Origin of the sequence: Luteibacter sp. W1I16 (assembly GCF_050434905.1) — a bacterium.
Classification (GTDB): domain Bacteria; phylum Pseudomonadota; class Gammaproteobacteria; order Xanthomonadales; family Rhodanobacteraceae; genus Luteibacter.
Window position 1 is genome coordinate 2316477 of the sequence record NZ_JBNDJJ010000001.1, and the last position, 26809, is coordinate 2343285.

The following is a 26809-nucleotide window of genomic DNA, read 5'->3' on the forward strand; positions in this document are numbered from 1 at the left end:
CGGCCATGAGCACCGAATTTCGACCGCCGAACCTGGCGTTGTCCACGGTCGGGCTATCGCTCGCGACCTTCATGCAGGTGCTCGACACCACGATCGCGAACGTCTCGCTCCCGACCATCGCGGGCAACCTGGGCGTCAGTTCCAACCAGAGCACCTGGGTGATCACCTCGTTCGCGGTGAGCAATGCGATCGCCCTGCCGCTGACCGGCTTCCTCACCCGCCGTTTCGGGGAGACGAAGCTGTTCGTCTGGGCGACGCTCTTGTTCTCGCTGGCCTCGTTCCTGTGCGGCATCGCGCAGAGCATGAGCATGCTCATCCTGTTCCGCGCCATCCAGGGCGCGGTGGCCGGCCCGATGTATCCGATCACGCAGAGCCTGCTGATCTCGATCTATCCACCGGCCAAACGAGGCATGGCGCTGGCGCTGCTGGCCATGGTCACGGTCGTCGCGCCCATCGCCGGTCCCATCCTCGGCGGCTGGATCACCGACAACTACACCTGGCCGTGGATCTTCTTCATCAACGTGCCGATCGGCATCTTCGCCAGCTTCGTCGTGGCCAACCAGATGAAGGGGCGTCCGGAAGTCACCGAGAAGCCGAAGGTCGACTACGTAGGCCTCATCACGCTGATCATCGGCGTGGGCGCGTTGCAGGTGGTGCTCGACAAGGGCAACGACGAAGACTGGTTCTCGTCGACCTTCATCGTCATCACGGCGATCGTCGCGGCCATCGGCCTGATCGTGTTCCTCATCTGGGAACTCACGGACAAGGATCCGATCGTCAACCTGAAGCTGTTCCGGCACCGTAACTTCGCGATGGGCACCTTGTGCCTCGTGCTGGCCTACGCGGCGTTCTTCGCCATCGGCCTGCTCGTGCCGCAATGGTTGCAACGCAACGTCGGCTACACCTCCACGTGGGCGGGCTTCGCCGCGGCGCCGCTGGGTATCCTGCCGGTGATACTCACGCCTTTCGTGGGCCGCTACGCGCACAAGTTCGACCTGCGCGTCCTGGCCTCGGGTGCGTTCATCGTGATGGGAGCGACGTGTTTCATGCGCGCCGACTTCTTCCTGGACATCGATTTCTACAGCGTCGCGATGGTGCAGCTGATCCAGGGACTGGGCGTGGCCTTGTTCTTCATGCCGGTGCTGAGCATCCTGCTCTCCGACCTGCAACCGCGTGAGATCGCGGCGGGCTCCGGCCTCGCCACCTTCCTGCGTACGTTGGGCGGCAGCTTCGCGGCATCGCTCACCACCTTCCTGTGGGATCGCCGCGCGATCGTCCATCACGAAAGGCTGGCCGAAAACATCACGCCGTTCGATCCGACGGCGCAGCAGGCACTGACCCAGATCGGACACGGCGACCCGCAGTACGCGGCGGCGGCGATGAACCAGATGATCACGCAGCAGGGCTACCAGATCTCGTTCAACGAGGTGTTCCACCTGCTGGGCTACGTCTTCATGGCCTTGATCTTCGTGGTCTGGCTGGCCAAGCCGCCCTTCGCGGCAAAAGCGGGACCGGCGGCCTCGGGACACTGAGGCCGCTCCCAAAGCTCAAGTCATGGCGAGTGGCGGAGAGATGGTGGGGGGAGATGGTGGGAGCCGACCTTGTCGGCGATCCCGCGGCAGCGGGCCAGGTTACGGCGAGCACCCATCGCCGCTGAAGCGACTTCCCACCAGGATCGGGTTCCACCCACCGGGGTCGGGTCTTACCAAAGGCATTGGCCCCTGTGTAGGGGCCGCGCCACGGATCTTCGGATCAGATGTCGAAGCCGACGCCCACGAGGGCCATCGTCTCGCCACGGTTCGGCTCCTTGAAGCTGCCGTTGGAGATGTGGCGGATCTGCAGGCTGATGTTCTTGTACTGCCAGCCGAGCGTGCTGACGAACTGATAGGCGCTGGAAAGGGCCTGGGTACGGCCACCGGCCGTGCCGGCCACCTGGAAGCTGAAGAAGAACGGCTGGTACCAGTCACCGGCGCTGCCGTAGTGGAAACGCGCGCCAGCAGCGCCAACCCACACATTGTTGGTCACGCCCGGATGCGCGCCGCGGTACTCGCCGACATGGCGGCCGCTGATGTAGCCCAGCGAGACGTCAGGCGACCAGGTGAAGCGGCTTTGCCCCATCGCGCGGGGATCGAACACGGCTTCGATGAAGAAGGCATCGGTGCCGTGGCTATCCATGTAGCTGCGGCCACCCTGTACTTCCAGGTGGGTCTGCGCTGCGGCGGGAACGGTCACGGCGGCGAGAGAGAGGGCGGCGAGGATGCCAAGTGCGAGGCGGGACGAACGCATGGGGGAACGGGTCCTTGTGGTGGGACGTTAATGAACCGGATCGTTCGGTAAATAGTGTCCAGTGGGCGTGAATAAAGGGGGGCGGCGTAATTATTCGATCTCGACATGCCCCAGGCTTGGCCGATTCACCTTTGTGTAGGCGTGCAACGTTCAAGGCGCCCCCGTTCCTGCCGTTAATTCGGGTATCACGATGGCAAGGGGCGGCGGACGGTGCAGGGCGCGACGGCAAAGGCGGCGACGACGAGGCGCGCCCGTCATGTCCGGATGGCGACTTGGGCCGTGGCCCTGGTGTTGTCGGTGGGCGTCGTCGCCATCGTCTCCCTGCTCCAGGTCGATGGCTACCAGGTCATGCTGGGCAATGCGCGCCGCCAGATCGCGGGCTCGAGCACGGGCACGATGCGCTTGCTGGACCAGTACATCGACGCCAGCCTCGGGCCCCTCCTCGCCTTGCGCAACGCCGTCGACAGCGCGGACTCCGGACCGCTGCACGCTCGCCTGGCGGAAGTACAGGCACGCCATCCGGAATTGCCGGCCTTCGTCGCCCTCGATGCGGAAGGCAGCGTCGTGGCGTGCACCGACGTGCCGCTGATGAACTGGCGTGACAGCCTCGCGGCGCCGCGGCGGTTCGCGCTGGGGGCCAGCGTGCGGGTCGCGGTGGCCGATGGCGTGGGTGACGTGCCGCCGGCGGTGCGCGTGCTCGTGGACTCACGGGTGCCGTTGCCGGCCGCCTTCGGCACGCTGGTGGACGCGGCGCGCGTGCGCGATGGCATGCGTCATTCCATGCTCGGCGCCACCGCGGCGATGAGCGTGTTCTCGTCGGATGGCAGGCTCTTCGCCAGCAACCGCGAGGATATCGCCACACCGTGGGTGCTACCCGTCCAACCGCCCGGCGCCTCGGGCGAATACACCAGGGACGGCCGTGTCCATGCATGGGTGTCGTCGGCCCATTATCCATTCGTGGTGCTCGTGAGCCTCGACCTGGCGGGCATACGTTCGGAGTGGCTGCGTCAGGCCCGGCCATCGATGCTGGCCACGCTCGCCCTGGTTCTCCTGCTCAATCTTTTCGCCGCCCTGTTCGACCGGGCCTACCGGCGCCAGAGCCGGCTCCTGCTGGAACTCTCTCGCAGCGCCCGCGACCTGGGCGATGCGCAGCGGACGCTTCGGGACACCGAGGCGCGCTTCGGCATGCTTTTCGAGCAGAGCCCCCTTCCCACGTGGGTCTTCGAGCCGGAGACCCTGCGCATCCTCGCGGTCAACCAGGCGGCGGCGCGCATCTACGGGTATACGCAAGAGGAAATGCTGGCGCTGACGATCGAAGCGCTGCGTCCGGCCAGTGAAATAACCAGGCTACGGAAGGCCGTTGCCGATGGTACCGCCTTCGACAACAGCAGCCCGCAAACCTGGGTGCACCGGGCGCGGGACGGCCGCCTGATGCACATGCGCTGCCACGGTGCGGATATCGAGTTCATGGGCCGCCGCGCCCGGCAGGTCATCGGCCTGGACTTCACCGACAAGGTGATGTCCGAGCGCGAACTCGCCGCGAGCGAGGGTGCGTATCGCCAGTTGCTGGCGCGCATGCCATTGCCGCTGGTGATCGTGCGTGGCGGCCGTATCGCCTATGCGAACCTGCTCGCCGAGGAGCGCCTCGGCAGCGCGGAGTCCACGCTGATCGGCCGTGACGCCGCGGACTTCATGGACGAAGACGCGTTGGAAGCGATCCGTGACGGCACGATGGAGGGCGGCAGCATCACGGCATGGTTGAACCCGGAGCACGGCATTCCGTTCGAGGCCGAGCTGGCATTGTCCGGAGACCGCGACCCGCGCGAGCGCGGCACGCTGGTGATCGTGCGCGACCTCACCGAGCAGCGCAGTTACGAGGAACGGCTGAACCACCAGGCTACCCACGACGAACTGACGGGGCTGCCGAACCGGCGTGCCCTGCGCGAACGCCTCGACCACCTGGTGGCGAAGTGCGTGGCGGAAGGGTCGGGGCTGATGGTGCTGTTCGTCGACCTCGATCATTTCAAGGTGATCAACGACGCCCTCGGTCATGCGCTCGGCGACCAGGTGCTGCGCGACGTGACGTTGAAGCTCGGCGACGCGATGAGCGGCGCCGGCGAAGTGGGCCGTTTCGGCGGCGATGAATTCGTCGCCATGCTGCCGTTCACCTGCTCGCCGGCGAAGGCGCTGGATGTCCTGCCGCGCATCCAGCGCGCGATCGAGGAACCGCTCGAAGTCGCCGGGACGATGCAGCGCCTGAAGTGCAGCATCGGCGTGGCGTTCGCCACGCGTGACGGGTCCGACGCGGATACGCTCATCCGTAACGCCGACACCGCCATGTACGATGCGAAACGTTCCGGGCGGCATACCTGGCGATGTTATTCGTCCGAGATGCATGCCACCGCGATGGCCCGCCTCAACGTGCTCACGCGGCTCTCGGGCACGAACCTGGAGAACGAGCTGGCGCTGGCCTGGCAAACCCAGCACGACGGTGCATCCGGGAAGATCACCGGCATCGAGGCGTTGCTGCGCTGGCCGTCGGCGCCGGGCGGCCTCGGTGGCAACGAGGTACTGGTGCCCCTGCTGGAGGAGACCGGCGCCATCGTGCAGATCGGCCAGTGGGTGTTGCGCGAGGCCTGCCGCCAGCAGCGGCGCGTGGCCGCGACGCTCGGTTCCGCTTGCCGGATCGCGGTGAACATCTCGGCGATGCAACTGGTGCATACCGATCTCGTCGCCGAGGTGCGGCAGGCGCTGGCCGAGACGGGGGCGAGTGCTTCGCTGCTGGAACTGGAACTGACCGAGAGCGCGTTCATGACCGAGCCCGAGCGTGCGATACGCACGTTGCACGAACTGCGCGCGATGGGAGTCAGCATCGCGCTCGACGATTTCGGCACGGGCTATTCCAACCTGACCTACCTGTCGCGCCTGCCGCTGGACAGGATCAAGATCGACCGGCACTTCACGGCGAGCTTGCTGCAGGACGACGTGGACGCATCCATCTGCCGATCCATCGTCTTCCTCGCACGCAGCCTCAACCTGGAGGTCGTGGCCGAAGGCGTGGAGACCGACTGCCAGCGCCGCTGGTTGCTGGCCGAAGGCTGCGAGGCGATGCAGGGCTACTTCTTCTCCCGCCCGGTGGCCCTGGAAGCACTGGAACCCGCTTGAGGTCAGCGAGAGGCAGCTCGGTAGGAGCCAACTACTTGATGGGGCCCACCTAGTTGATGGGGCCCAACTAGAAGCCACCTGGTGGGAGCCGACCCTGTCGGCGATCCCGCGGCAGCGGGCCAGACTGAGGCAAGCACTCCATCGCCGACAGGGTCGGCTCCCACCAAGGCAGTTCCACCAAGCTACTTGTACCTTGCGGGTTCGTACGCCGCGGGCGTCGTTCACGCCGGGAGTCATTGCGTTCGCCGCACGGCGATTTATCCAATGACGCGTGGCGCCTACATTGGAGGGAGGTGGCATCGCGCCACGTCCCCCGGTGATCCCCATGTTCCGCGCCCCCGCCATCTTCGTCTCCCACGGTGCACCCACCTTCGCCCTCGAACCCGGCTTGCTGGGATCACGGTTGACCGAACTAGGTGAGCGGCTGGCCAGTGCCAGCGCCATCGTCGTGGTTTCGCCGCATTGGCAGACCTGCGGCATCCGCGTGACCGGAGCGCCATGGCCGGAGACGATCCATGACTTCGGCGGTTTCCCGCCACCGCTCTACAGCCTCACCTACCCGTCGCAGGGATCGCCCGCGCTCGCCGCCGAAACGGTCTCGCTGCTTATCGATAACGGTTTCGCCGCGATGGTCGATGCCGAGCGCGGCTACGACCATGGGGCCTGGGTGCCCCTGCGTTACTTGCGGCCCGACGCTGACACGCCGGTGATCCAGGTCTCGATGCCACACAACCTCGACGCCGCCGGCGCCCTGCGCCTCGGCAAGGCACTGGCGCCGTTGCGGGATCGGGGCGTCGCCGTGGTGGGGTCCGGCAGTCTCACCCATAATCTGCACGAGGTTCGCCGTTCGGGCGAATCGGCGGCCTACGCGAAGGAGTTCGCGGCGTGGAGCCGCGAGGCCGTGCTGTCGGGGCAGGTCGATGCGCTGGTCGACTATCGCCGCCTCGCTCCGAGCGCCATCCGCGCCCATCCTACCGAAGAGCATTACCTGCCCTTGCTGGTGGCGGTGGGCGCGGCGCGGGGCGATATGCCGATGGCGATCGATGGTGGCATTACCTACGGCGTGCTCGCGATGGATTCCTACGCGTGGGGCGTCGCGTAGGAACGTTCTCCAGGTTTGCGTCTGGATCGTCGAGGAACCGCCAACCAGGCCGTGGGAAGTTTTTACCCGGAGGTATTGACCTCATATTTGACCCGGGTAATATATGCACGACTTCGTATCGACGACCGCATCCATGGCTACCTACACCGCCTTCCTCGAACATCGGCGCCTCGCGGCGGGCTCGCTCGCCGCCGTGGCCGAACGTTGCAAGATCGCACTCGACAACGATCCCGGTGCCACGCCACTGGTTTACGACGACAGCACCGGCCGGCCCGTCGATATCGACTACCGTGGCACCGTCCACGATGTGCTCGCGCGGCTGCCGGGGCCCGACTCCGTCGCGAAGCGCGGTCCGGGCCGGCCGAAGCTGGGCGTCGTGGCGCGTGAGGTGACCCTCCTTCCGCGTCACTGGGAATGGCTGGCGGGCCAGCCTGGCGGTGCATCCGTGGCCCTGCGCCGTCTCGTCGAAGTGGCCAGCCGCGACGGTGCGCCAGCCGATCGCGCGCGGCAGGCGCGCGAAGCGGTGGACCGCGTGATGTCGGCGCTTGCGGGCAACCTGCCCGGGTACGAAGAAGCCTCGCGTGCTTTCCATCGTCACGAGACCGAGCGGTTCGAAGCTCTTACCCAGGAGTGGCCCGAAGACGTGCGCGACTATGTGCGTGTGCTCGCGGCACGCGCGGGCAGCGAAGCTTAGGGTGGGAGCCGCTTCAGCGGCGATGGGTGCTTGCCGCAACCTGGCCCGCTGCCGCGGGATCGCCGACAAGGTCGGCTCCCACCATGTTGTCGGAGCTCTCACCATGTTATCGGAGCTCCCACCCTGTTGCCGTAGCTTGGGCTCCCATCCCGTAGCTGGGCTCCAGCAGTTTTATCTAGCCTTGCGGATCTTCAACCAGCGCTTGTACCGGCGCTTTAGCTTGCGACGGTATTTGCGTTCCTTGCGATCGTGGTTCCACAGGTAGATCGCGGGTGTGCTGAGCAAGGTGAGCAGCTGCGAGACGAGCAAGCCGCCAACGATGGCGATACCCAGCGGCCGGCGCATCTCGGAACCCACGCCGAAGCCGATCGCCAGCGGCAAGGCCGCGCCCATCGCCACCAGGGTGGTCATCGTGATCGGGCGGAAACGCACCAGCGCCGCTTGGCGGATGGCTTCCACGGGTGACATCCCGTGCTCCCGCTGTGCGACCAGGGCGAAGTCGACCATGAGGATCGCGTTCTTCTTCACGATGCCGATCAACAGCAACACCGAGATGATCGCCATGAGGGTGAGCTGGGTCTGCGTGACCAGCATGGCGAGGAAGGCGCCAGCGCCCGCGGCCGGCAAGGTCGAGATGATGGTCAGCGGATGGCCCAGGCTCTCGTACAGGATGCCGAGCACGATGTAGACCGCGAGGATCGCGCCGATCAGCAGCACCATGCCGTTCGACTGCGCGTCACGCAGGCGCTGGTTCGCGCCGGTGAAATCCATTCGCACGCCTTCGGGCAGGTTGATCGCGTGCACCGCCTGTTCGACCAGGGTATTGCCCTTGTCCGCCGTGATTTTCGGCGCGAGGTTGTAGGTGATGTCCGCCGATTCGAGCTGGTTCTGGTGGGTTACGGCGCTGGGCACCGCGACCGGCGCGATCCTGGCCACGGCAGAAAGGGGGATCATCGTGCCCACGTTGTTCTTCACGTAGGTGTTGAGCAAGGCGTCCGGGCTCAGGGTCTGGGCGGCCGCGGCCGTCAACACCACCCAGTACTGGTTGATGTCCGAATAGATGATCGAGACCTGGCGCTGGCCGAAGGCGTTGAACAGGGCCGAGTCGATCATGCCCATGCCCACCTGGAGGCGCGAGGCCGCATCACGGTCGACCTTCACCATCTGCTGCTTGCCGACGATGTCGAAGTCGCTGCCGACGTCGCGGAACTCCTTCATGTTGCGCATCTGGCGCACGAGCTTCAGCACCGAGGGCTGCAGGTCCTCGCCGCTGGTGCTGATCAGCTGGAACGAATACTGGCCGCGATTGCTGTTACCGCCGCCACCGCCGAGGAACTGCACGGGGTTCATGAAGACCTGGACATCGGAGAACTTCTCGTACTCCTTGCCCAGCCTGTCCATGATCTCCTTGATGGATTCCTTGCGCTGGCCCGGGCCGCTGCCCTTGGGCTTGAGGTCGACGAACATCAGGCCCTGGTTGCCCACGGCGCCGCCGTTGTCGCCACCGAGGATCGTGGTGACGTCCGCCACCGTGCTGTCGTTCTGCATCAACTCGCTGACCCGCTTCAGGCGGCGCGTCATCTCATCGGGCGAGATGTTGGCGTCGGCGCTGATCTGCGCCTGCAGCATGCCGGTGTCCTCGTCGGGCATGAAGTTGCCGCCGGCCGTCTTCACCACGGCGATGGCCAGGACCACCGTCGCGGCGAGCAGGATCAACGGCTGCCAGCGCATCAGGCGGCGATGACGCATCGCCCAGTCGAGCGCGCGCTGGTAGACCCCGAGGAAGCCCCGGTCGAAGCGCTCCAGTGCCAGCTCCCAACGGCTCGCCTTGCGATCGGGCGCGTCGTGCTTGAGGTAGTGCGCGCACAGGGCCGGGGTCAGCGTCAGCGACACCACCGCCGAGATCAGCACGGCCGCCGCGAGCGTCACCGAGAACTCGCGCAGCAGTTTGGTGATCATGTTGTTGCCGAACAGCAGCGGCGCGAACACCGCTACCAGCGACAGCGTGATGGATATCACCGTGAAACCGATCTCGCGAACGCCTTCCATTGCCGCGGCCATGGGTTTCGCACCGTTTTCCATGTGCCGGACGATGTTCTCGATAACCACGATGGCATCATCGACGACGAAGCCGATGCACAGCACCAGCGCCATCAGCGACATCGTGTTCAGCGTATAGCCGAGCGTCCACATCACCACGAAAGCGCCGGCCAGCGATAGCGGCACGCTGAGCGTGGCGATCATCGTCGGTCCCAGGCGGCGCAGGAACACCAGCATCACCATGATGACCATGACGATACTGATCATCAGCGCGACCTTGACCTCGTGCAGCGCGGACTGCGTGGTCTGGGTCAGGTCGAAGATCGGCGTGACCTTCGCATCCGCCGGCAGCAACGCCTGGAACCGCGGCAACGCCGCACGGATGGCTTCCGCGGTGGCGATGGAGTTCGCCTCCGGGCGCTTGCTGATCTGCATGGTGACCGAGCGCTCGCCCTGGAACCAGGCGGCCTGGTACTGGTCCTGCTGGCCGCTGTGGACATTGGCGATGTCCGAGAGCCGTACCGGCACCCCGTCGCGCATGGCGATCAGGATGTTGGCGAAGTCCTTCGGGTCGCGCAGGCCGTCGTTCGCGATCACCGTCATCTGCGTCTCTCCATCGGAGAGCACGCCTTGCGGCGAGTTCACGTTGGCGGCCTGCAAGGCGTTCGAGACGTCGTTCGCGGTCAGCCGCTTCGCCGCGAGGGCGTTCGTGTCCAGCTCGATACGCACCGCATGGGGCGTGCCACCGAACACCTGCACCCGTGAAACGCCGTCGATCTGCGCCACGGCGGGGCGGATCAGCGTGTCCACCACGTCGTAGAGCTTGTCGGGCGGCATGGTCTTGGAGGTCATCGCGACCAGCAGCACCGGGATCTGTCCGGTATCGAACTTGAAGTACTGCGGCGGCGAGGGCATCCCGGCGGGAAGGTCGGCCGCCGCCGCGTTGATCGCGGCCTGCACGTCGCGGGCGGCCGCGTCCGTCGAGCGGTCCATGTTGAAGCGGACGCGGACGAAGCCGGAGTTCTCCGTGCTGTTGGAGTACATCTGGTCGACGCCCGGGATCTGTCCCAGGTGGCGCTCCAGCGGCGCGATGACGGTCGACGCCATGGTCTGTGCGTTGGCGCCGGGCATCTGCGCCTGGATAAAGACCGCCGGTACCTCGATCGAAGGCAACGCGGCGACGCCCAGCAGCATGTATGCGATCGCGCCGGCGAGGGTCAGGCCCGCCGCGAGCAACGAGGTACCGATCGGCCGGCGAATGAATGGTGCAAAAAAGTTCACGACACTTCCTGTGATCGCGGGAAGGCTCCCCGCGCCCGCGAACTTTATGACGTTCCGCTTGCTTCGTCGCGTGTGCCTTTAGTGGGGGCCCTGCCGGAAGGCAGGGGTCCCCCGTTCATGCGGCGGCGCGTCAGTGGCCGGGGGCGAAACGGACGGTCAGGTAAACCGTGCGCCCCAGCTGGTTGTAGAACGCGGCGGTCTCGTAGCGCTTGTCCGCGACGTTGGCGACGCGCCCCTGCACGCTCCAGTCCGTGTCCACGTGCCACGTCGCGCGGAGGTCGGCCGTGGTGTAACCGCCGAGCCGGCGGGTGTTGGCCGCGTCGTCGTAGCTGTAACCGGCCGCGTAGACCGAGCCACCGACGGTGAAGCGGCCCAGGTCCTTGTCGAGGTCGACCCGCGCGGTGCGCTCCGGACGGCGCGCCAGGAGATTGCCCTCCTGCACTCCCGAGTCGCGGTTCTCCGGCTGCTGGAGCGTGCCGTAGGCCCGCACGTGCCAACCATCGACATCGGCGCCGACCTGTCCCTCCAGGCCCCGGATGCGCGCCTTGCTCACGTTCACCGGCAGGAAGTTGGCGTCGAAACCGATCAGGTCGTCGACCGTGGTCTGGTAGGCGTTCACCGCCCAGTTCCAGATACCAGGCCGCGCAGAGAGGCCGATCTCCGCCGTGCGCGAGGTCTCCGGGTTCAGGTTCACCGGTGCGCCGTAAGGGTAGAACTCGTCGTTGAACGTGGGCGCATGGAAGGCCGTGCCGTACGACGCGGTGATCTTCATGCCGTTGTCGAAGCGGAAGCCGTAAGCCGCCGAGCCGGTCGTGTGGTTGCCGAACTGGGTGTTGTGGTCGTGGCGCGCCGACAGCTGGATCTCATGCGGGCCGAACAGACCCTGGTAGAGCGCGAATACGCCCGTGTTGTTGCGCGAGTCCTTCAGATAGTCCGTATCGCTCTTCAGCTTTTCCTGCTGGAAGTCGACGCCCGCGCTCAGCGTCTGGCCCTTCGCGAGGGTGAAGTCGTTCTGCCACGACGCCTGGTTACGCTTCGAGTAGAGGTAACCGACGCGCGCCTTGTCCAGGCCGTAGTGCACGAAATCGAGCGTCTTGTCCGCCCCGTTGAGGTAATTGTCGGCGCGGTCCTGGTTCTGGCCCAGGCTGAGCGCCATGCGCCAGTTCGCCAGCACGTCGAAGGCCAGCTTCGTGCCGGCCACCTGTTGCGAACGCCGGGTGAGGTTCTGGAAGTCACCGTCGTACTCTATGTCGCCCTTGCTGCGCAGCCAGCTGCCGGTCAATTCCGTGCCGTCGTCCCAGCGATAGCCGCCGAACAGCGCACCGTTGTAAGTGCGGGAGGCATCGTGGTCCGGTTCGTCGGTGAAACAGCCGGCGAACGCGGCCGCGGCGCCGATGCGACAGGCGTTGATTCCCGCCGTGTACTGCTCGCCGAGGCTGGCGTTGTACCAGCCGTTGCGGGTCCCGCCCGATAGCCCGGCCTGGCCCGCCGAATAGCCATGGCTACCACCGGTCAACGAAAGCGTCGGCGTGGGCGCTTCGCCGGCCTGGCCGTTGCGGGTGAAGATCTGGATGACGCCGCCGATCGCGTCCGAGCCGTACAGGGCCGAGCGCGGGCCACGGACGATCTCGATGTGGTCGATCTGCTCCACGGGAAGTTGCTCGTAGGCAGGCAGGCCTGCGCCCACGGTGCCCACGCGCACGCCGTCCAGAAGCACCAGCGTGTGCGAGGAGTTCGTGCCGCGCATGAACAAGGAGGTTTGCTGGCCGATGCCACCCGCATTGGCGATCGTCACGCCTGGCAGGCCGGTGAGGAGGTCCTGCACGCTCACCGGCTGCAGGCGCTCGATGTCCTCGCGGGTGATCACGGTGACCGGAGCGAGCACCTCGTCCAGGGGCGTCGCGACGCGATTGGCCGTGACCACGACAGGATCGAGGCGATCGGGCGCGCCTTCGTCGGCGGCGTGGGCCGCGGCGATGGACAACAACAGGGCCGCCGCGAGCAGGGTCTTCTTCATGGAACCGTCTTCCTCAGCCGCCGGGCGGCAATGTGCGAAGGACGCTCGAGGAGGACGTGCGACGAACGGCGAACGGGCGGAAACCCGGTGGCTGCCCGGATCCGCCCTCCGCGAATCGACCGAAACAGGGACGCCCGCCACAGGGGCGGGACGTTCATCGGGCCGGTCTCCGGACTCGCGCCAGCCACCGAAGTGGCGGGAACCGGTGCCTTCCCGCTTGCGCAGTGGCGTGAGGCCGGTTCCATGAGAAAGGTCTGACGACCCACTCGGATGGACGCTTACCGTTGCGGGGGCAGTGCCGGCCTTGCCACGAAGTGGCGCACCGGCTTCCCGTTTCATCCTCCCCGGCCTTGGCCGGTCGGGACACCCGAACCCGCCGATGGTACCGGGAGGGGGCCGAACTGTCACGGCGGCTTAACGAAATCCTTAACGCGCACTTGACGAGCGCAAAATAATTCGATTACAACCGCAACTGATAGCCGTTGGGCGCAAGAAGTTGCGCACGGGGAGCATGAGCAGCCAGAGCCGCATCCCGGGGGGGATGGGCACCGGGGCCCATGGGACGGCGTCGAAAACGAGTTCGGCCGCCTCTTGTGGCCGGCTTACTTGCTGTTTATCGGGGAGACAAAACATGCAGCGTTCCACCAAGCGTACCGGCGCCCTGCGCCGATCGACCCTTTGCACCGCGCTCGCCCTCTGCTTCGCCAGCGGCGCCGTGCTCGCCCAGTCCAATGCTTCCGGTGTCGTCTTCGGCCGCGTCGCGCAGCCGGAAGGTGCCGTCATCCACCTGCAGAACCTGGATACCGGCCTTACACGCGACGTCGGCGTCGACGCCGATGGCCGCTACCGCGCAAGTTCGCTGCCGGTCGGCCGCTACAAGGTCACCGTGGAGCGCGGCGGCCAGCCCGTCGAGACCCGCGACAATGTCCAGGTGAATCTGGGTGGCGGTGTCGACGTGTCCTTCGCAGGCGCTTCGACTACCACCACCGAGGCGCAGAACCTCGAAGGAGTGCAGGTCACCGGCAACGTGCTGCCCGCGATCGACGTGTCCCAGGTCGACTCGCGTACCGTGCTCACTTCGGAACAGCTGCAGAAACTACCGCTCGCACGTGACGTCACCGCCGCCGCGCTGCTCGCGCCGGGCGTCATCTCCGGAGACAGCCGCTACGGTAACGTGGCCTCGTTCGGTGGTTCGTCGGCCTCGGAAAACCAGTACTACATCAACGGTTACTCGGTCACGAACGCGCTTACCGGCCTCGGCTTCACGAGCCTGCCCTACGATGCGATCGACCAGCAACAGATCTTCACCGGTGGCTATGGCGCGGAATACGGCCGTTCCACGGGCGGCGTTATCAACATCGTATCCAAGCGTGGCGGTAACACATGGAAGGGCGGCGTCGGCATGTATATCCAGCCGAACGGCGCACGGCAGTCGCCGCGCAATATCTATCGCACGAACGGTCAGCTGTTCCAGAACCGTGGCGGCAACGAACGCAGCGATACGCAGTACACCGCCTATATCAGTGGTCCGTTGATCAAGGACAAGCTGTTCTTCTTCGGTGCGGGTGACTTCACTCGTACGAATACGACCACGACGAGCAGCATCCTTGCTCCGCAGCGCACGAACCAGTCGCAGAAGGCGACCAAGTGGTTGGGCAAGATCGATTGGAATATCACCGACAACCACCTGCTTGAGTTGACTGGCCTCGGCGACAAAACCAACACCGAGCGTAGCGTCTATGCCTACGATTACGCCACCCGGAGCCGAGGCAATTACCTGGGTACGGACAATCTCAAGAATTTCGACGCAGGCGCGGGGTCGGCCCCTGGCGGTGACGTATACATTGGCAAGTACACCGGCTATATCACCGATGACCTGACAGTCAACGCCTTGTACGGCCACACCACGACCAATCATGAGCGCGATATTGGCTATTCCGGGTCGGCTAATTGTCCGTGGATCACAGACAACCGGCGTGGCATCGCCAACCCCATCACCGGCTGCGGCCTGGTGAATGGCACGGTGCTGAACGCAGGCGCGAAGGACAAGACCCACGGCTGGCGTCTCGACGTCGAATACCATGCGGGCGATCACGATCTGCGCGCGGGTCTGGACAACCAGACTCTCGAGTCGACGTCTGGTCAGATCTATGAGGGCGGTTATCGCTGGGTTTATCGCAACGCAGGCACGGTCACCGGCCGTCCAGACATCGTTCCGCCGCCGGGTACTGTCTATGTTGCCGAAAAGCGTCTCTTCGAAACGGGCGCCAGTGTAAAGACCGAACAGGAAGCGCAGTTCATCGAAGACAACTGGCAGGTCACCGATCGCTGGAGGATCTACGTCGGTCTTCGAAACGAGCAGTTCAAGAACTTGAATGGCGATGGCACCACCTATGTCAAGCAACGCCACCAGCTCGCACCACGCCTCGGCGCGACGTGGGACGTGTTTGGCGACTCAACGTTCAAGATCTACGCGAATGCCGGACGCTATCATCTGGCCATTCCGTCGAACGTGGCTATTCGCGGCGCTTCCGCGTCCACCTACTATAGCGAGTACTACACCTACGGTTCCGTTGGCCCGAATGGCGAGCCGACGGGTCTCACCCAATTGGGTAGCCGCGCTTACCTCAACGGCGAGGATGGGACTACACCCGATCCGAAGACCGTTGCCGCCAAGGGTATCGACGCGTACTACCAGGATGAGTACATCCTGGGCTTCGACAAGGCGATCAACGATAACTGGAGCTTCGGCGCCAAGGCGACGTATCGCAAGCTCAAGAGTTCGATCGACGACTTCTGCGACTCGCGCCCCTTTGAAGCGTATGCCGCGCGTAACAACATCGACATCAGCAACGCATCGCTGCCGGGCTGCTATCTGTTCAACCCCGGCAAGTCGAACGAGTTCCTGGTCGACGTCGGCGGTGGCAACTACGTTCCGTTCAATCTTCGCAAGGATGACTTCACGTCGCCCGAAGGCGTTGCATTCCCAGACCTGAAGCGAAGCTACTACTCGCTCGATCTCTACCTTGAGCACCACTTTGCGGACGATTGGTACGGCCGCGTCGATTACACCTTCTCGCGTAGCTACGGCAACTCGGAAGGCCAGCTCAAGTCCGATATCGGTCAGCTCGATCCGTCCGTGACCCAGGACTGGGACGCCCCCGAGATCATGCAGTACTCGAATGGCCCGCTTCCGAATGATCGTACGCATCAGTTGAAGGCATACGGGTATTGGCAGGCGTCGCAAGAATGGCTGCTTGGCGGCAACCTCGCGGTTGCCACCGGCCGCCCGAAGAACTGCATCGGCCTGGATCCGGTGGATGCGATCCAGTACGGCGCGTCGTACTTTGAGTGCGGTTTCCAGCCGTCTCCGCGCGGTTCGAAGGGCCGCCTGCCCTACACCTGGAACCTCGACTTGAACGCCGAATACCGCCCGCTTTGGGCCGGTGAGAAGCAGCCGTTGGCATTCACCGCCACGGTGTTCAACGTCGTCGGCAGTCAGCGACCGGTCGGACAGATCGATGTTGGCGAGACGGGTACGGTGGCGAACGGCGTTCCCGTGGTCAGCGACGACTATCGTCGTCCGATCGCATTCCAGAACCCGCGCTACCTGCGCCTTGGTGTCCGTTACGACTTCTCGCTCTAAGTAGCGGGAACAGCAGCGCGCCCGGACGACGTATCCGGGCGCGCGACGAGATCTCCCTGGAACTGGCCGGCGCGGAGCGCCGGCCTTTTTTGTGATCGTGCCTTAAGCGTGGCTGTCAGCCGAAGACCTTGGTGCCGCCGATCCAGGTTTCCGCGACGTGGTAGCTCTCGTCCATCACGACGAAGTCGGCGCGGTAGCCGGCGGCGATGTGGCCGTGGCTGGCGCCGAGGCCGAGGAAGTCGGCGGGATACGTGGAGGCCATGCGGGCGGCTTCGTCGTAGGCGACGCCGACCATGCCGATCGTGTTGCGCACCGCCGTCGCCATGTCGAGCGCGGAACCGGCGAGCGTGCCGTCGGCCGTCTGGCAGACGCCGTCGCGCACGGTGATGGTTTCGCCCTTGAGCACGAAGTTCGGATTGTCCGAACCCACCGGCGGCATCGCATCGGTCACCAGCATCATCTTCTCGCGCGCTTTCGCGGCGATGGCGACGCGCAGCGACGCCGGATGCACGTGGTGGCCGTCGACGATCAGGCCGCACCAGCTGGCCGGGTCTTCCAGCGCGGCGCCGACCACGCCGGGTTCGCGGCTGGTGAACGGTGTCATCGCATTGAACAGGTGGGTGAAGCCGCGCACGCCCTTGGCGAGGGCGCCGCGCGTGGTTTCGTAGTCGGCGGCGGTGTGGCCGGCGGCGACGATCACGCCGTGGGACACGAGCTGTTCGAGCACGTCGTCCGACGCGCGTTCCGGTGCGAGGGTAAGCAGGGTGACGCCGCCATGGCGGCGCGCGACCATCGCGATGTCGTCGGCGCCGGCGATGCGGAACTTGGCCGCGTCGTGCACGCCCTTGCGCTCGGGTGCGATGAACGGGCCTTCGAGGTGGATGCCGAGCACGCCGGGAACGCCCTGCTCCACGGCGGCGTTCACGGCGTCGATGGCCTTCGCCATCACCTTGGCGTCGTCGCTGATGAGTGTCGGCAGGAAACCGGTGGTGCCGAACTTCGCGTGCGCTTCGCCGATCGTGCGGATGGTCTCCACCGTGGGAGCATCGTTGAACAGCGCACCGCCGCCGCCGTTGACCTGGCAATCGATGAAGCCGGGCAGCAGCGTGCGGCCGCCGAGGTCGTGACGCTCCGCGGCACGTACGCGCGGATCCGATGGCAACGCCAATCCCGTGATGGTACCGCCGTCGACCAGCACGGCGAAGCCGCCCTGGAATCCGTTATCGGTGAGTACGCGTCCGTTGACGAGGGCGATGGTCATGCGGGTGTTCCTTTATCTGAAACTTTTTATGGAAGGCGGTGCCCGGTCCGACGGCCGGTTTCGACGTCAGACCGTCTCCGTCACCTTGTTCAGGTGCGGCGGGACATCGGGATTGAAACCACGCTTCAGGGAAAGCGCCGCGGTGGCGCGATAGAAGCTCTGAACGGCCAGCAGCGGCGCGCTGATCGGCGCGGACGCCACCAGCGGCAGCACGCCCTCGCCCGTCGCACCCGGCGCGGCGATCCAGACCTTGGCGTCGCGCTTGCGAAATTCGGCGGCGACGTCGAGCACGCCGGGCAGCGTGTCGTCATTCTGTGCGAAGAACAGCACCGGGAAGTCCGGGCCCACGAGCGCCATCGGGCCGTGCTTCACTTCGGCCGAGCTGAATGCTTCGGCATGCAGCCCGCAGGTTTCCTTGAACTTCAGCGCCGCTTCGAGGGCGCCGGCGAAGCCGAAGCCACGTCCGACCACGAAGAGGTTGTGCGCATCGACGAGGCCATCCGTGAGTGCCGACCAGTCGGCGTCCCAGCCTTCGCGCAGCTGCGCGGGCAGCGCGGTGAGCGCGTCGCCGATGGCGGCGTTGCCGCTCCATCGCGCGGCGATGTGAAGGATCGCGAACAACGCCCCGAGATAGCTCTTGGTCGCGGCGACGCTCTTCTCCGGGCCCGCGTGCAGGGGAACGACCGCGTCCGCGACGGCGGCGAGCGGCGAATCGACGACGTTCACCAGCGCCACCACATAAGCGCCGGCCTTCTTCGCCGCCTCGGCGTTACGGACAAGGTCCGGGCTCTTCCCCGACTGCGACACGGCGACATACAGCGCGCCGTCGAGGTGTTGCGTGGCGTGGTAGATGGATGTGACCGACGGCGAGGCCGACGCGGTGACGACGCCGAGCTGGGTCTCGAACACGTACTTGGCGTACATCGCCGCGTGGTCGGAACTGCCGCGCGCGCAGGTGATCACCATGCGTGGCGGGTTCGCACGCAGGCGCTCGGCGAGCGCACCGATCACCGCTTCGTTATGGGCCAGTTGCCGCTCGACGACCTCGGCGGTCTCGTGCGCTTCGCGGAACATCAGGGTGTCTTGCGGCTGGATCGTCATGGCGTGGTTGGGCTCTTCAGTCGCTTTGCAGTTCCGCGACGAAATCGTAGATATCGCCGCGGTACCAGGAACAGGTGAATTCGACGATGCGGCCATCCTCGAGGAAGCTGCGCCGCTCGATGTTGAGGCCGGCGCTGCCGGCGCCCAGCCGGAGCAGGCGGGTTTGCGCGGGACCGAGCACGACGGCGCGCAAGCGTTGCAGCGCGCGTAGCGGACGGTTGCCTAATGTGTCGAGCGCTTCGTAGAGGGAATCCTCCACGAGGTTCGGATCGGGAAGGAGATCCAGCGGCACCGCGCTGCGCTCGATCGCCAGGGGCTCGTCGCCCGCATAACGCAGGCGATGCAGGCGCACCACGAGCGTGCCCGGCGACAGGTTCATCGCCATGGCCTCTTCGGGCGTGACTTCGCCGATGCCGCGCTCGAAAAACTCGGAGCGGGGGTTTAGGCCGCGGGCACGCAGGTCTTCCGTGAAGCTGGTCATTCGCGACAGCGGCTTCACGATGCGCTCGGAAACGAAGGTGCCCGCGCCATGGCGCTGGGTGAGGAGGCCGTCTTCCACCAGGCCACCGATCGCCTTGCGCACCGTGACCCGCGACAGGGTGAGGGCCCTGGCGAGATCGCGTTCGCTGGGGAGCGCGTGGCCGACCTGGACCTCGCCTTTCTCGATCACGTTACGGATCGCCCGGCGCAGGCGCATGTACGCCAGCGGCTGCCGGGCGGCCGGGTCGTGTTGCAGGCGCTGGTATTCGGCGACGAGGGCACTTTCCATCCACCGAAGATACCAATCCACGACCACTGGGGCAAGACCGTGCAACCCGAGGCATACCAGCCAACGATTCAAACAGTCGTTTGCACGATCCAAATGGCCCCAGGAAACGTTTCCTAGCTGTTATCGCGTTGTGAAGGGTGACGAAAGGTCGCGGCGAGTGGTACGGGGCTGGTACGTCCTGGTATGTCACTGGTACGATCCGGAGGCATTCCAACGATCTCTCAAGAGGCCTCTGTCGTGAGCGCTCCCCTCCTGCCGATCGAACCGTTCGATCTGGTCATTTTTGGCGGCACAGGCGATCTCGCCGTCCGCAAGTTGTTGCCCGCCATGTACCACCGCTTCGCGGACGGGCAGATTCAGGCGAAGAGCCGGATCATCGGCGTAGCCCGTGAAGGCCTGGACGACGCCGCGTACCGCGAGCAGGTCCGCGCCGCGGTCGAGAAGGGCGTGTCGCACATCGTGCCCGCGCAGCTCGACGCCTTCATCCAGATGATCGGCTACCGCTCGCTCGACGCGCGCAAGGCCGACGGCTGGGACGAATTCGCCGCGCTGATGGCCGCCGAGCCCAGCCATATCCGTGTGTTCTACCTGTCCACCTCGCCGGACATCTTCACCGACATCTGCCAGCGCCTCGGCTCGCTCGGGCTCAACGGCGAACGTTCGCGCGTGGTGCTGGAAAAGCCGATCGGCCGCGACCTCGACAGCGCCAACGCGATCAACGACGCCGTGGCTCGCGTCTTCGGCGAATCGCAGACTTATCGCATCGACCATTACCTCGGTAAGGAAACGGTGCAGAACCTGTTGGCGTTGCGCTTCGGCAACGCCCTGTTCGAGCCGCTGTGGAACGCCCAGCACATCGACCACGTGCAGATCACCGTGGCCGAGACGGTCGGCGTCGGCCATCGCGCCGGCTACTACGACCGGGCCGGCGCACTGCGTGACATGGTCCAGAACCACATCCTGCAGCTCCTGTGCATGCTCGCCATGGAGCCGCCGTCGTCGCTGGCGCCGGACGCCGTGCGCGACGAGAAACTGAAGGTGCTGCGGTCGCTGCGTCCGATCGACGCCAGCAACGCGGCGCAGCTCACCGTGCGCGGCCAGTACCGCGCCGGTGCGGCCGAAGGCCAAGGCGTCCCGGGCTATCTCGACGAACTCGGCAGCGACCAGTCGAAGACCGAAACCTTCGTCGCCCTCAAGGCGGAGATCGGTAACTGGCGCTGGGCCGGTGTGCCGTTCTACCTGCGCACCGGCAAGCGCCTTCCCAACCGTGTATCGGAGATCGTGGTGACGTTCCGCGCGTTGCCGCATTCCATCTTCGATCCCACCAGTGGCCCGTTGCTGCCCAACCGCCTCACGCTGCGCTTGCAGCCGGACGAAGGCGTAAAGCTGTGGCTGACTATCAAGCATCCGGGTCCGGGTGGCCTGCGCCTGCGCCACGTGCCGCTCGACATGAGCTTCGCGGCGGCCTTCGGCGTGCAGCAGCCCGACGCGTACGAACGGCTCATCCTCGATGTCGTGCGTGGCAACCCGACCCTGTTCATGCGCCGCGACGAAGTCGAGGCGGCATGGAACTGGGCCGGTCCCATCCTCGACGCGTGGGAGGCCGGCGGCGACACGCCGAAGCCGTACACGGCCGGCACCTGGGGTCCGAGCGCCGCCGTGGCGCTCATCGAACGCGATGGCCGCACCTGGGCCGAGGACGCCGCATGAACGCAAAAGTGAACCGACACGAATTCGCCGACCGCCTCACGCTCGGCGACAAGCTGGCCCGAGACGTGGCCTCGAAGCTCGATGCAGCGATCAAGGCACGTGGCAAGGCCACGATCGCCGTCTCAGGCGGTGGTACGCCGAAGGTGATGTTCGCCGTGCTCGCCGAGCAGGAGATCGACTGGTCCAGGGTCACCGTCACGCTGGTCGACGAGCGCTGGGTGGACACCGACAACGATCGCTCGAACGCGCGCATGGTCTCCAGCACGTTGCTCACTCACGAGGCGCACGTCGCCACCTTCCTGCCGCTGTTCGACCGCGCGCACAAGGACGACGTGGACGCCGCGCTCGCCGATGTCGGCAAGCGCGTCGACGACTTGGGTTCGCCTTTCGACGTCGTGTTGCTCGGCATGGGTCCGGACGGCCACACCGCATCGTTCTTCCCGGGCGGCGACCATCTCGCCGAGGCGCTGGATCTCGACGGCAAGCGGTCCGTGGTCTCGATGCGGGCGGAAGGCGCGGGCGAGCCGCGCATCACGCTCAGCCTGCCGCGTGTACTCGATACGCGCGCGCTGTACCTGCACATCGAAGGCGACGACAAGAAAGCGCTGCTCGGCAAGGCCCTGGCCGGCGAGGATTTCCCGATCGCCGCCGTGCTGAAGCAGGACCGCGTGCCGGTCGACGTCTACTGGGCACCGTAAGCAACCCGCCAGGTCCCGGCGTCGCGCACGACACGCGCGGCGCCGGGACCAAGCCTCAGGAAACGCCATGAGTATCCATCCCACCCTCGCCGAGGTGACCCGGCGGATCGTCGAGCGCAGCCGTACCTCGCGCGCAGCCTACCTGGCCAAGATCGACGCCGCGCGGGGCAAGGGCGCGAAACGCCACCACCTGTCGTGCGGCAACCTCGCACACGGCTTCGCCGCCTGCGCGGAGACCGACAAGGACGCGTTGCGCAACGGCCACGCGGCGAACATCGCGATCGTCACCTCGTACAACGACATGCTCTCGGCGCACCAGCCGTACGAGCGCTACCCCGAACTCATCCGCCAGACCGCCCGTTCGCTCGGCGCCACCGCGCAGGTAGCGGGTGGCGTTCCGGCGATGTGCGACGGCGTGACCCAGGGCCGTCCCGGCATGGAGCTGTCGCTGTTCTCGCGCGACCTCATCGCCATGGCCACGGCGGTCTCGCTTTCGCATGACATGTACGAAGGCGCCTTGTACCTGGGCATCTGCGACAAGATCGTGCCGGGCATGCTGATCGGTGCGTTGAGCTTCGGCCATCTCGCCGGGGCGTTCGTGCCCTCGGGTCCGATGCCCTCGGGCATCCCGAACGAGGAGAAGTCGAAGGTGCGCCAGGCGTTCGCCGCCGGCAAGGCCACGCGCGCCGAACTGCTCGAAGCCGAAGCGCGCTCGTACCATGGCTCAGGCACGTGCACGTTCTACGGCACCGCCAACTCGAACCAGATGCTGATGGAGATCATGGGCCTGCACCTGCCCGGATCGAGCTTCGAGGCACCGGACACGCCGTTGCGCGATGCGCTCACCCAGGCCACCGTGGAACGCGTGCTGGCCATCGACACGCTGGGTGACCAGTACCTGCCGTTGGGCCGCATCGTCGACGAACGTGCCATCGTCAATGGCGTGGTCGGGCTGCACGCCACGGGAGGTTCCACCAACCACCTGCTGCATCTCGTCGCCATCGCGCGCGCGGCCGGCGTGGAGTTGCGCTGGGACGATTTCGACGCGCTCTCGGCCGTGGTGCCCTTGCTGGCTCGCGTGTATCCCAACGGCTACGCGGACGTGAACCACTTCCACGAAGCCGGTGGCATGGGCTTCCTGATCGACCAGTTGCTCGACGCGGGCCTGCTGCACGACGACGTGAACACGATCATGGGCCGCGGCCTGCACCACTACCGCACCACGCCCATGCTCGAGGATGGCGCGCTCGTGTGGAAGCCGGTGTCGAAGGAAAGCGGCAACCGTGGCGTGCTTCGTTCCATCACCGAACCGTTCCGCCACGATGGTGGCCTGCGCATGCTCGACGGCAACATCGGCCGTGGCGTGATCAAGGTGTCCTCGGTGCCGGACGACCGCATGGTCGTCGAGGCGCCGGCGATCGTGTTCGACGAGCAGGACGACGTGAAGGCGGCCTTCGACCGTGGCGACCTCAATCGCGACTTCGTCGCGGTGGTGCGATTCCAGGGACCGCGTGCGCGAGGCATGCCCGAGCTGCACAAGCTCACCCCAACGCTGAGCCTGTTGCAGGACCGCGGTTACCGCGTGGCCCTGGTCACCGATGGCCGTATGTCCGGCGCGTCCGGCCGCGTGCCGGCGGCGATCCACGTCACGCCGGAAGCCGAGGCGGGCGGACCCATCGCACGCATCCGCACGGGCGACCTCGTCCGCGTCGACGCCCTCACCGGTTCACTCCAGGTGCTGGTCGATGCCGACGAATGGAACAACCGCGTGCCCGAGCAGGCCGACCTCGCCATGCATCACACCGGCATGGGCCGCGAACTCTTCGCCATGTTCCGCCAGTCGGCCGTCACCGCCGACCTCGGCGCGGGCGTATTTTGATTTACCGGAGCAGTACCTGATGAGCAACGAAGCGAAGCAGAAACTCGTCGAAGCCACGTTGCGCCTCGCGCCGGTGGTTCCCGTGGTGATCATCGACGACGCCTCGAAGGCCGTGGGCATGGCCCGTGCGCTGGTCGCGGGCGGTGTTCCCGCGATCGAGGTGACACTGCGCACGCCGGCCGCGCTGGACGCGGTGCGCGCCATCGCCGCCGAAGTGGAAGGCGCCTTCGTCGGTGTCGGCACGGTGCTTACGGCGCGCGACCTGGAGAACGCCTACAAGGCGGGCGCGAAATTCGCGGTATCTCCGGGCAGCGCGCCGCGCCTGCTCGATGCCGCGGACGATTCGGAACTACCGCTGCTGCCGGGCGCGGCGACCTCCAGCGAGGCGATGGAACTGCTCGAGCGCGGGTATCGTTTCCAGAAGTTTTTCCCGGCGGTACCGGTCGGCGGCGCGAAGCTGATCGGCGCCTGGGCCAGCCCGCTGCCGCAGATCCGGTTTTGCCCGACGGGCGGCATCAGCCTCGCCAATGCCACGGAGTTCCTGTCCCTGCCCAACGTTGTATGCGTTGGCGGTTCGTGGCTCACGCCGGCCGACAAACTGGCCTCGTCGGATTGGGCTGGCATCGAAGCCCTCGCGCGCGAAGCGGCGACGCTTTCCCACAAGGCCTGACGCCAGTCACCGCCTGGGTAGCGCGAAGGCCTGTACCGAGTCGCCGCTGCGCGTTCTCAGGCCACCGTGTCCACCCGCGGCGATGACGACGTACTGGCGGCCGTCCTCGCCGATGTACGTGATCGGCGTCGCCTGTCCGCCCGCGTCCAGCCGGCCCTTCCAGAGTTCCTTGCCCGACGTGACGTCGAAGGCGCGAAGGTAGTCGTCGGCGGTCGCGCCCATGAAGATCACGCCACCGGCGGTGACGATGTTGCCGCCCATGGTGTAGATGCCGGTCGGAAGCGGCGCGTTCGTATGGATGCCGAGCACGTTCATGTCGCGCGTCGTGCCCACCGGTTCCTCCCACGCGATCTTTCGGCTGACAAGATCGATCGCGACCAGCTTGCCCCAGGGTGGCGCGGCGCAGGGTGCGTCCAGGAACGACAGCCACGGATTGACCACGGTGACGAAGGGAAGCCCGTACTGCGGGCCCACCGCGAATTCCTTCGGCTTCGGATACGGTTGTCCGCTTCCCCATCCCGCCCACGGTTTCATCAGGCCCTGGCGCAGCGCATCGTCGTGCGTGAGCGTTTCCATGACGAAGGGGATGTAGCTGGTGTTGGCGATGAGCAGGTGGCGGGTGGGATCCACGGATGCACCGAACCAGTCGACCACGCCGTCGAACGCGGGATAGGCGATCGACTTGCCCAGGGCGGGCGGCGTGTACTGACCCTGGTAACGCGAACGCTTGAACTCCAGCCGGCACATCAGGTGATCGACGGGCGTCGCGCCCCATGCGTTGCTCTCCTTGAGGTCCGGAGGCGTGAGTGACGGGAAGCCCGTCGAGTACGGTTGCGTCGGCGACAGATGCTCGTCTTCCAGGTGCGGATCGGTCGGGACATGGCGTTCCTCCACCCCGGCGATCGGCTTGCCGGTGCGGCGGTCGAGCACGAACAACTGGCCGAGCTTGGTCGTCTGCACCAGCGCGGGTACCGGACCCTGGGCGCCCGGCAGGTCGACCAGGGTGGGCCCGATCGGCAGGTCGTAATCCCAGACGTCGTGATGCACGGTCTGGAAATGCCAGCGTTCCTGGCCCGTCTCGATGTCCAGCGCCACGAGGCTGCTGGAATAGGCATCGTCGAAGGGGCGTCGCTTGCCACCGTAATAATCGGGCGTGGCGTTTCCGAGTGGCAGGTACACGAGTCCAAGGGCGGGATCGGCGGTATAGGTCCCCCACGCGTTCGGCGTGCCACGGGTATACGTTTCACCGGGCGCGAGCGGCGCGGTCGGTGACGATTTGCCCAGATCCCACGCCCATGCCAGTTCGCCCGTGCGCGGATCATAGGCACGCACGACGCCGGAAGGTTCCCCCGTGCTCTGGTTGTCGTAGATCCAGCCACTCAGGAGCAACCGGTCCTTAATCACCAACGGTTGCGAGGTGATGAAATGAAAACCCGGTGGCACCTCGCCGAGCTTGTCCTTCAGCGAGACATAGCCGCCCTGGCCGAACGAGTCGCACAACTTGCCGGTATCCGCATCCAGGGCGAAGAGACGCGCGTCGGCCGTCGTGGACAACACGCGTGCATGGCAGGCGCCGGTGTCGCCGGTCTCGTACAGGGCCACGCCACGGCAGGCGAGGTATTCGTTCGCACGGGTGTCCGTCTTCGGATCGAAACGCCACACCTCCTTGCCCGTGGTGGCATCCAGCGCGATGACCTGTCGATGCGGCGTGCAGAGGTAGAGGCGGTTACCGCGTTTGACCGGCGTCGTCTCGAAGTTGAACTCGCGCCCCGCCTTGTCCTCTCCCTCGCGCAGCGTGTCGCTGGTGTGATACGTCCACGCCGGTTGAAGTTCGTCGGCGTTCGCGGGCGTGATCTGCCGGGCGGGCGAGAAGCGTTGCCCGGCGGGCGTGCGGCCGTAGTAGATCCAGTCGTTGTCGTTGTCGGTCGTGGCCGAGGCCGCCGCGACCGGCTGGTATCGCACGGTGCGCTCGTGGGTGATGCGAATGCCCAGGCCCAGGATCGCCGCGAGCACGAGCAGCGACAGGATGGCCGTCGTCGCGCACACGCCACGGCGTACGGCGCCGGCCGCACCAACCCATGCCAGGGCTAGTCCGAGGAAACCGAACACGAGCAGGCGCGGCATCCATTGCCAGCCGTCCAGGCCGACGTCGTAATACGTCCAGAGCGCGGTCGCGACCAGGAATACGCAGTAGACAAGCAGGCCCGCCGACGGACGGCGCAGGAACATGACGGCACTGGCCAGAAGCAGGCATCCGGCCGGTGCGTAATAAACACTGCCGCCGCTGGCCGCCAGCCACGCACCGAGGACGATATAGACGAGGCCGAGAATCCCGGTCACCAAGGACACCACCCAAGCCGCCCACCGTCTGCGCCGCATGACCCTGCCTCGCGTGAGAAACACGTAGCACAACGCACGCCTTGTCTAGCATCGGTGATCGTCCCGGGTAGATGTCTCCACGAGCGTGACCCGCATGTGTCCGAACCTGTA

Annotated in this window: 16 protein-coding genes and 1 riboswitch; of the genes, 9 read left to right on the forward strand and 7 right to left on the reverse strand. The window is 66.1% G+C overall.

Annotated features, from left to right (window positions below; all coding sequences use genetic code 11):
- Positions 1 to 5: 5 nt before the first annotated feature.
- Positions 6 to 1532 carry a DHA2 family efflux MFS transporter permease subunit gene (locus tag QFZ41_RS10320; protein WP_429198685.1) on the forward strand — a complete coding sequence of 509 codons (1527 nt, stop codon included), beginning with the start codon at positions 6 to 8 and terminating at the stop codon, positions 1530 to 1532.
- A gap of 220 nt (positions 1533 to 1752) precedes the next feature.
- Here the strand turns inward: QFZ41_RS10320 and QFZ41_RS10325 are convergent, their stop codons facing one another.
- Positions 1753 to 2286, reverse strand: coding sequence for an acyloxyacyl hydrolase (locus tag QFZ41_RS10325; protein WP_429198686.1), 534 nt, complete (start codon positions 2284 to 2286; stop codon positions 1753 to 1755).
- A gap of 279 nt (positions 2287 to 2565) precedes the next feature.
- Here QFZ41_RS10325 and QFZ41_RS10330 point away from each other — a divergent pair, with 279 nt between their 5' ends.
- The 3 genes from QFZ41_RS10330 to QFZ41_RS10340 all read left to right on the forward strand — a co-directional run bounded on the left by QFZ41_RS10330 (position 2566) and on the right by QFZ41_RS10340 (position 7247).
- On the forward strand, positions 2566 to 5451 hold the full coding sequence (locus QFZ41_RS10330; protein ID WP_429198687.1) for a bifunctional diguanylate cyclase/phosphodiesterase: 2886 nt from the start codon (positions 2566 to 2568) through the stop codon (positions 5449 to 5451).
- A gap of 325 nt (positions 5452 to 5776) precedes the next feature.
- The gene (locus tag QFZ41_RS10335) at positions 5777 to 6553 is read left to right on the forward strand and encodes a DODA-type extradiol aromatic ring-opening family dioxygenase (RefSeq protein ID WP_429198688.1); all 777 of its coding nucleotides are present in this window, start codon (positions 5777 to 5779) and stop codon (positions 6551 to 6553) included.
- A gap of 133 nt (positions 6554 to 6686) precedes the next feature.
- A complete protein-coding gene (locus QFZ41_RS10340) occupies positions 6687 to 7247 on the forward strand; it encodes a DUF2239 family protein (protein WP_429198689.1) in 561 nt (186 codons plus the stop codon).
- 171 nt (positions 7248 to 7418) lie between these two features.
- Here QFZ41_RS10340 and QFZ41_RS10345 read toward each other — a convergent pair whose 3' ends face one another.
- Complete coding sequence (locus QFZ41_RS10345; RefSeq protein ID WP_429198690.1) at positions 7419 to 10568, reverse strand: efflux RND transporter permease subunit; 3150 nt, start codon at positions 10566 to 10568, stop codon at positions 7419 to 7421.
- A gap of 130 nt (positions 10569 to 10698) precedes the next feature.
- A complete protein-coding gene (locus QFZ41_RS10350; RefSeq protein WP_429198691.1) occupies positions 10699 to 12585 on the reverse strand; it encodes a TonB-dependent receptor domain-containing protein in 1887 nt (628 codons plus the stop codon).
- A 143-nt stretch (positions 12586 to 12728) separates the two neighbouring features.
- A riboswitch (cobalamin riboswitch) is annotated at positions 12729 to 12970 on the reverse strand.
- A 246-nt stretch (positions 12971 to 13216) separates the two neighbouring features.
- Here QFZ41_RS10350 and QFZ41_RS10355 point away from each other — a divergent pair.
- The gene (locus QFZ41_RS10355; protein ID WP_429198692.1) at positions 13217 to 16231 is read left to right on the forward strand and encodes a TonB-dependent receptor; all 3015 of its coding nucleotides are present in this window, start codon (positions 13217 to 13219) and stop codon (positions 16229 to 16231) included.
- A 115-nt stretch (positions 16232 to 16346) separates the two neighbouring features.
- On the opposite strand, the gene nagA is transcribed toward QFZ41_RS10355, so the two are convergent.
- From nagA to QFZ41_RS10370, 3 genes are all read right to left on the reverse strand, one after another.
- Entirely contained in the window at positions 16347 to 17492 is a 1146-nt protein-coding gene (nagA, locus tag QFZ41_RS10360) for an N-acetylglucosamine-6-phosphate deacetylase (RefSeq protein ID WP_429198693.1), read from the reverse strand.
- 66 nt (positions 17493 to 17558) lie between these two features.
- Positions 17559 to 18593: an SIS domain-containing protein gene (locus QFZ41_RS10365; RefSeq protein WP_429198694.1), complete on the reverse strand. Its 1035-nt coding sequence runs from the start codon at positions 18591 to 18593 to the stop codon at positions 17559 to 17561.
- Positions 18594 to 18609: 16 nt separating this feature from the next.
- Positions 18610 to 19362: a GntR family transcriptional regulator gene (locus QFZ41_RS10370; RefSeq protein ID WP_429198695.1), complete on the reverse strand. Its 753-nt coding sequence runs from the start codon at positions 19360 to 19362 to the stop codon at positions 18610 to 18612.
- Positions 19363 to 19599: 237 nt separating this feature from the next.
- On the opposite strand from QFZ41_RS10370, the gene zwf reads away from it, so the two are divergent.
- The 4 genes from zwf to eda all read left to right on the forward strand — a co-directional run bounded on the left by zwf (position 19600) and on the right by eda (position 24319).
- Positions 19600 to 21072 (forward strand): glucose-6-phosphate dehydrogenase, encoded by a 1473-nt coding sequence (gene zwf, locus QFZ41_RS10375; RefSeq protein WP_429198696.1) that lies wholly within the window; start codon positions 19600 to 19602, stop codon positions 21070 to 21072.
- Positions 21069 to 21770 (forward strand): 6-phosphogluconolactonase, encoded by a 702-nt coding sequence (pgl, locus tag QFZ41_RS10380; RefSeq protein WP_429198697.1) that lies wholly within the window; start codon positions 21069 to 21071, stop codon positions 21768 to 21770. The genes zwf and pgl overlap by 4 nt, the downstream gene beginning before the upstream one ends.
- 67 nt (positions 21771 to 21837) lie before the next feature.
- On the forward strand, positions 21838 to 23649 hold the full coding sequence (gene edd / locus QFZ41_RS10385) for a phosphogluconate dehydratase (RefSeq protein ID WP_429198698.1): 1812 nt from the start codon (positions 21838 to 21840) through the stop codon (positions 23647 to 23649).
- A gap of 19 nt (positions 23650 to 23668) precedes the next feature.
- A complete protein-coding gene (eda, locus tag QFZ41_RS10390; RefSeq protein ID WP_429198699.1) occupies positions 23669 to 24319 on the forward strand; it encodes a bifunctional 4-hydroxy-2-oxoglutarate aldolase/2-dehydro-3-deoxy-phosphogluconate aldolase in 651 nt (216 codons plus the stop codon).
- 6 nt (positions 24320 to 24325) lie between these two features.
- Here the strand turns inward: eda and QFZ41_RS10395 are convergent, their stop codons facing one another.
- On the reverse strand, positions 24326 to 26659 hold the full coding sequence (locus QFZ41_RS10395; protein ID WP_429198700.1) for a membrane-bound PQQ-dependent dehydrogenase, glucose/quinate/shikimate family: 2334 nt from the start codon (positions 26657 to 26659) through the stop codon (positions 24326 to 24328).
- Positions 26660 to 26809 lie beyond the last annotated feature (150 nt).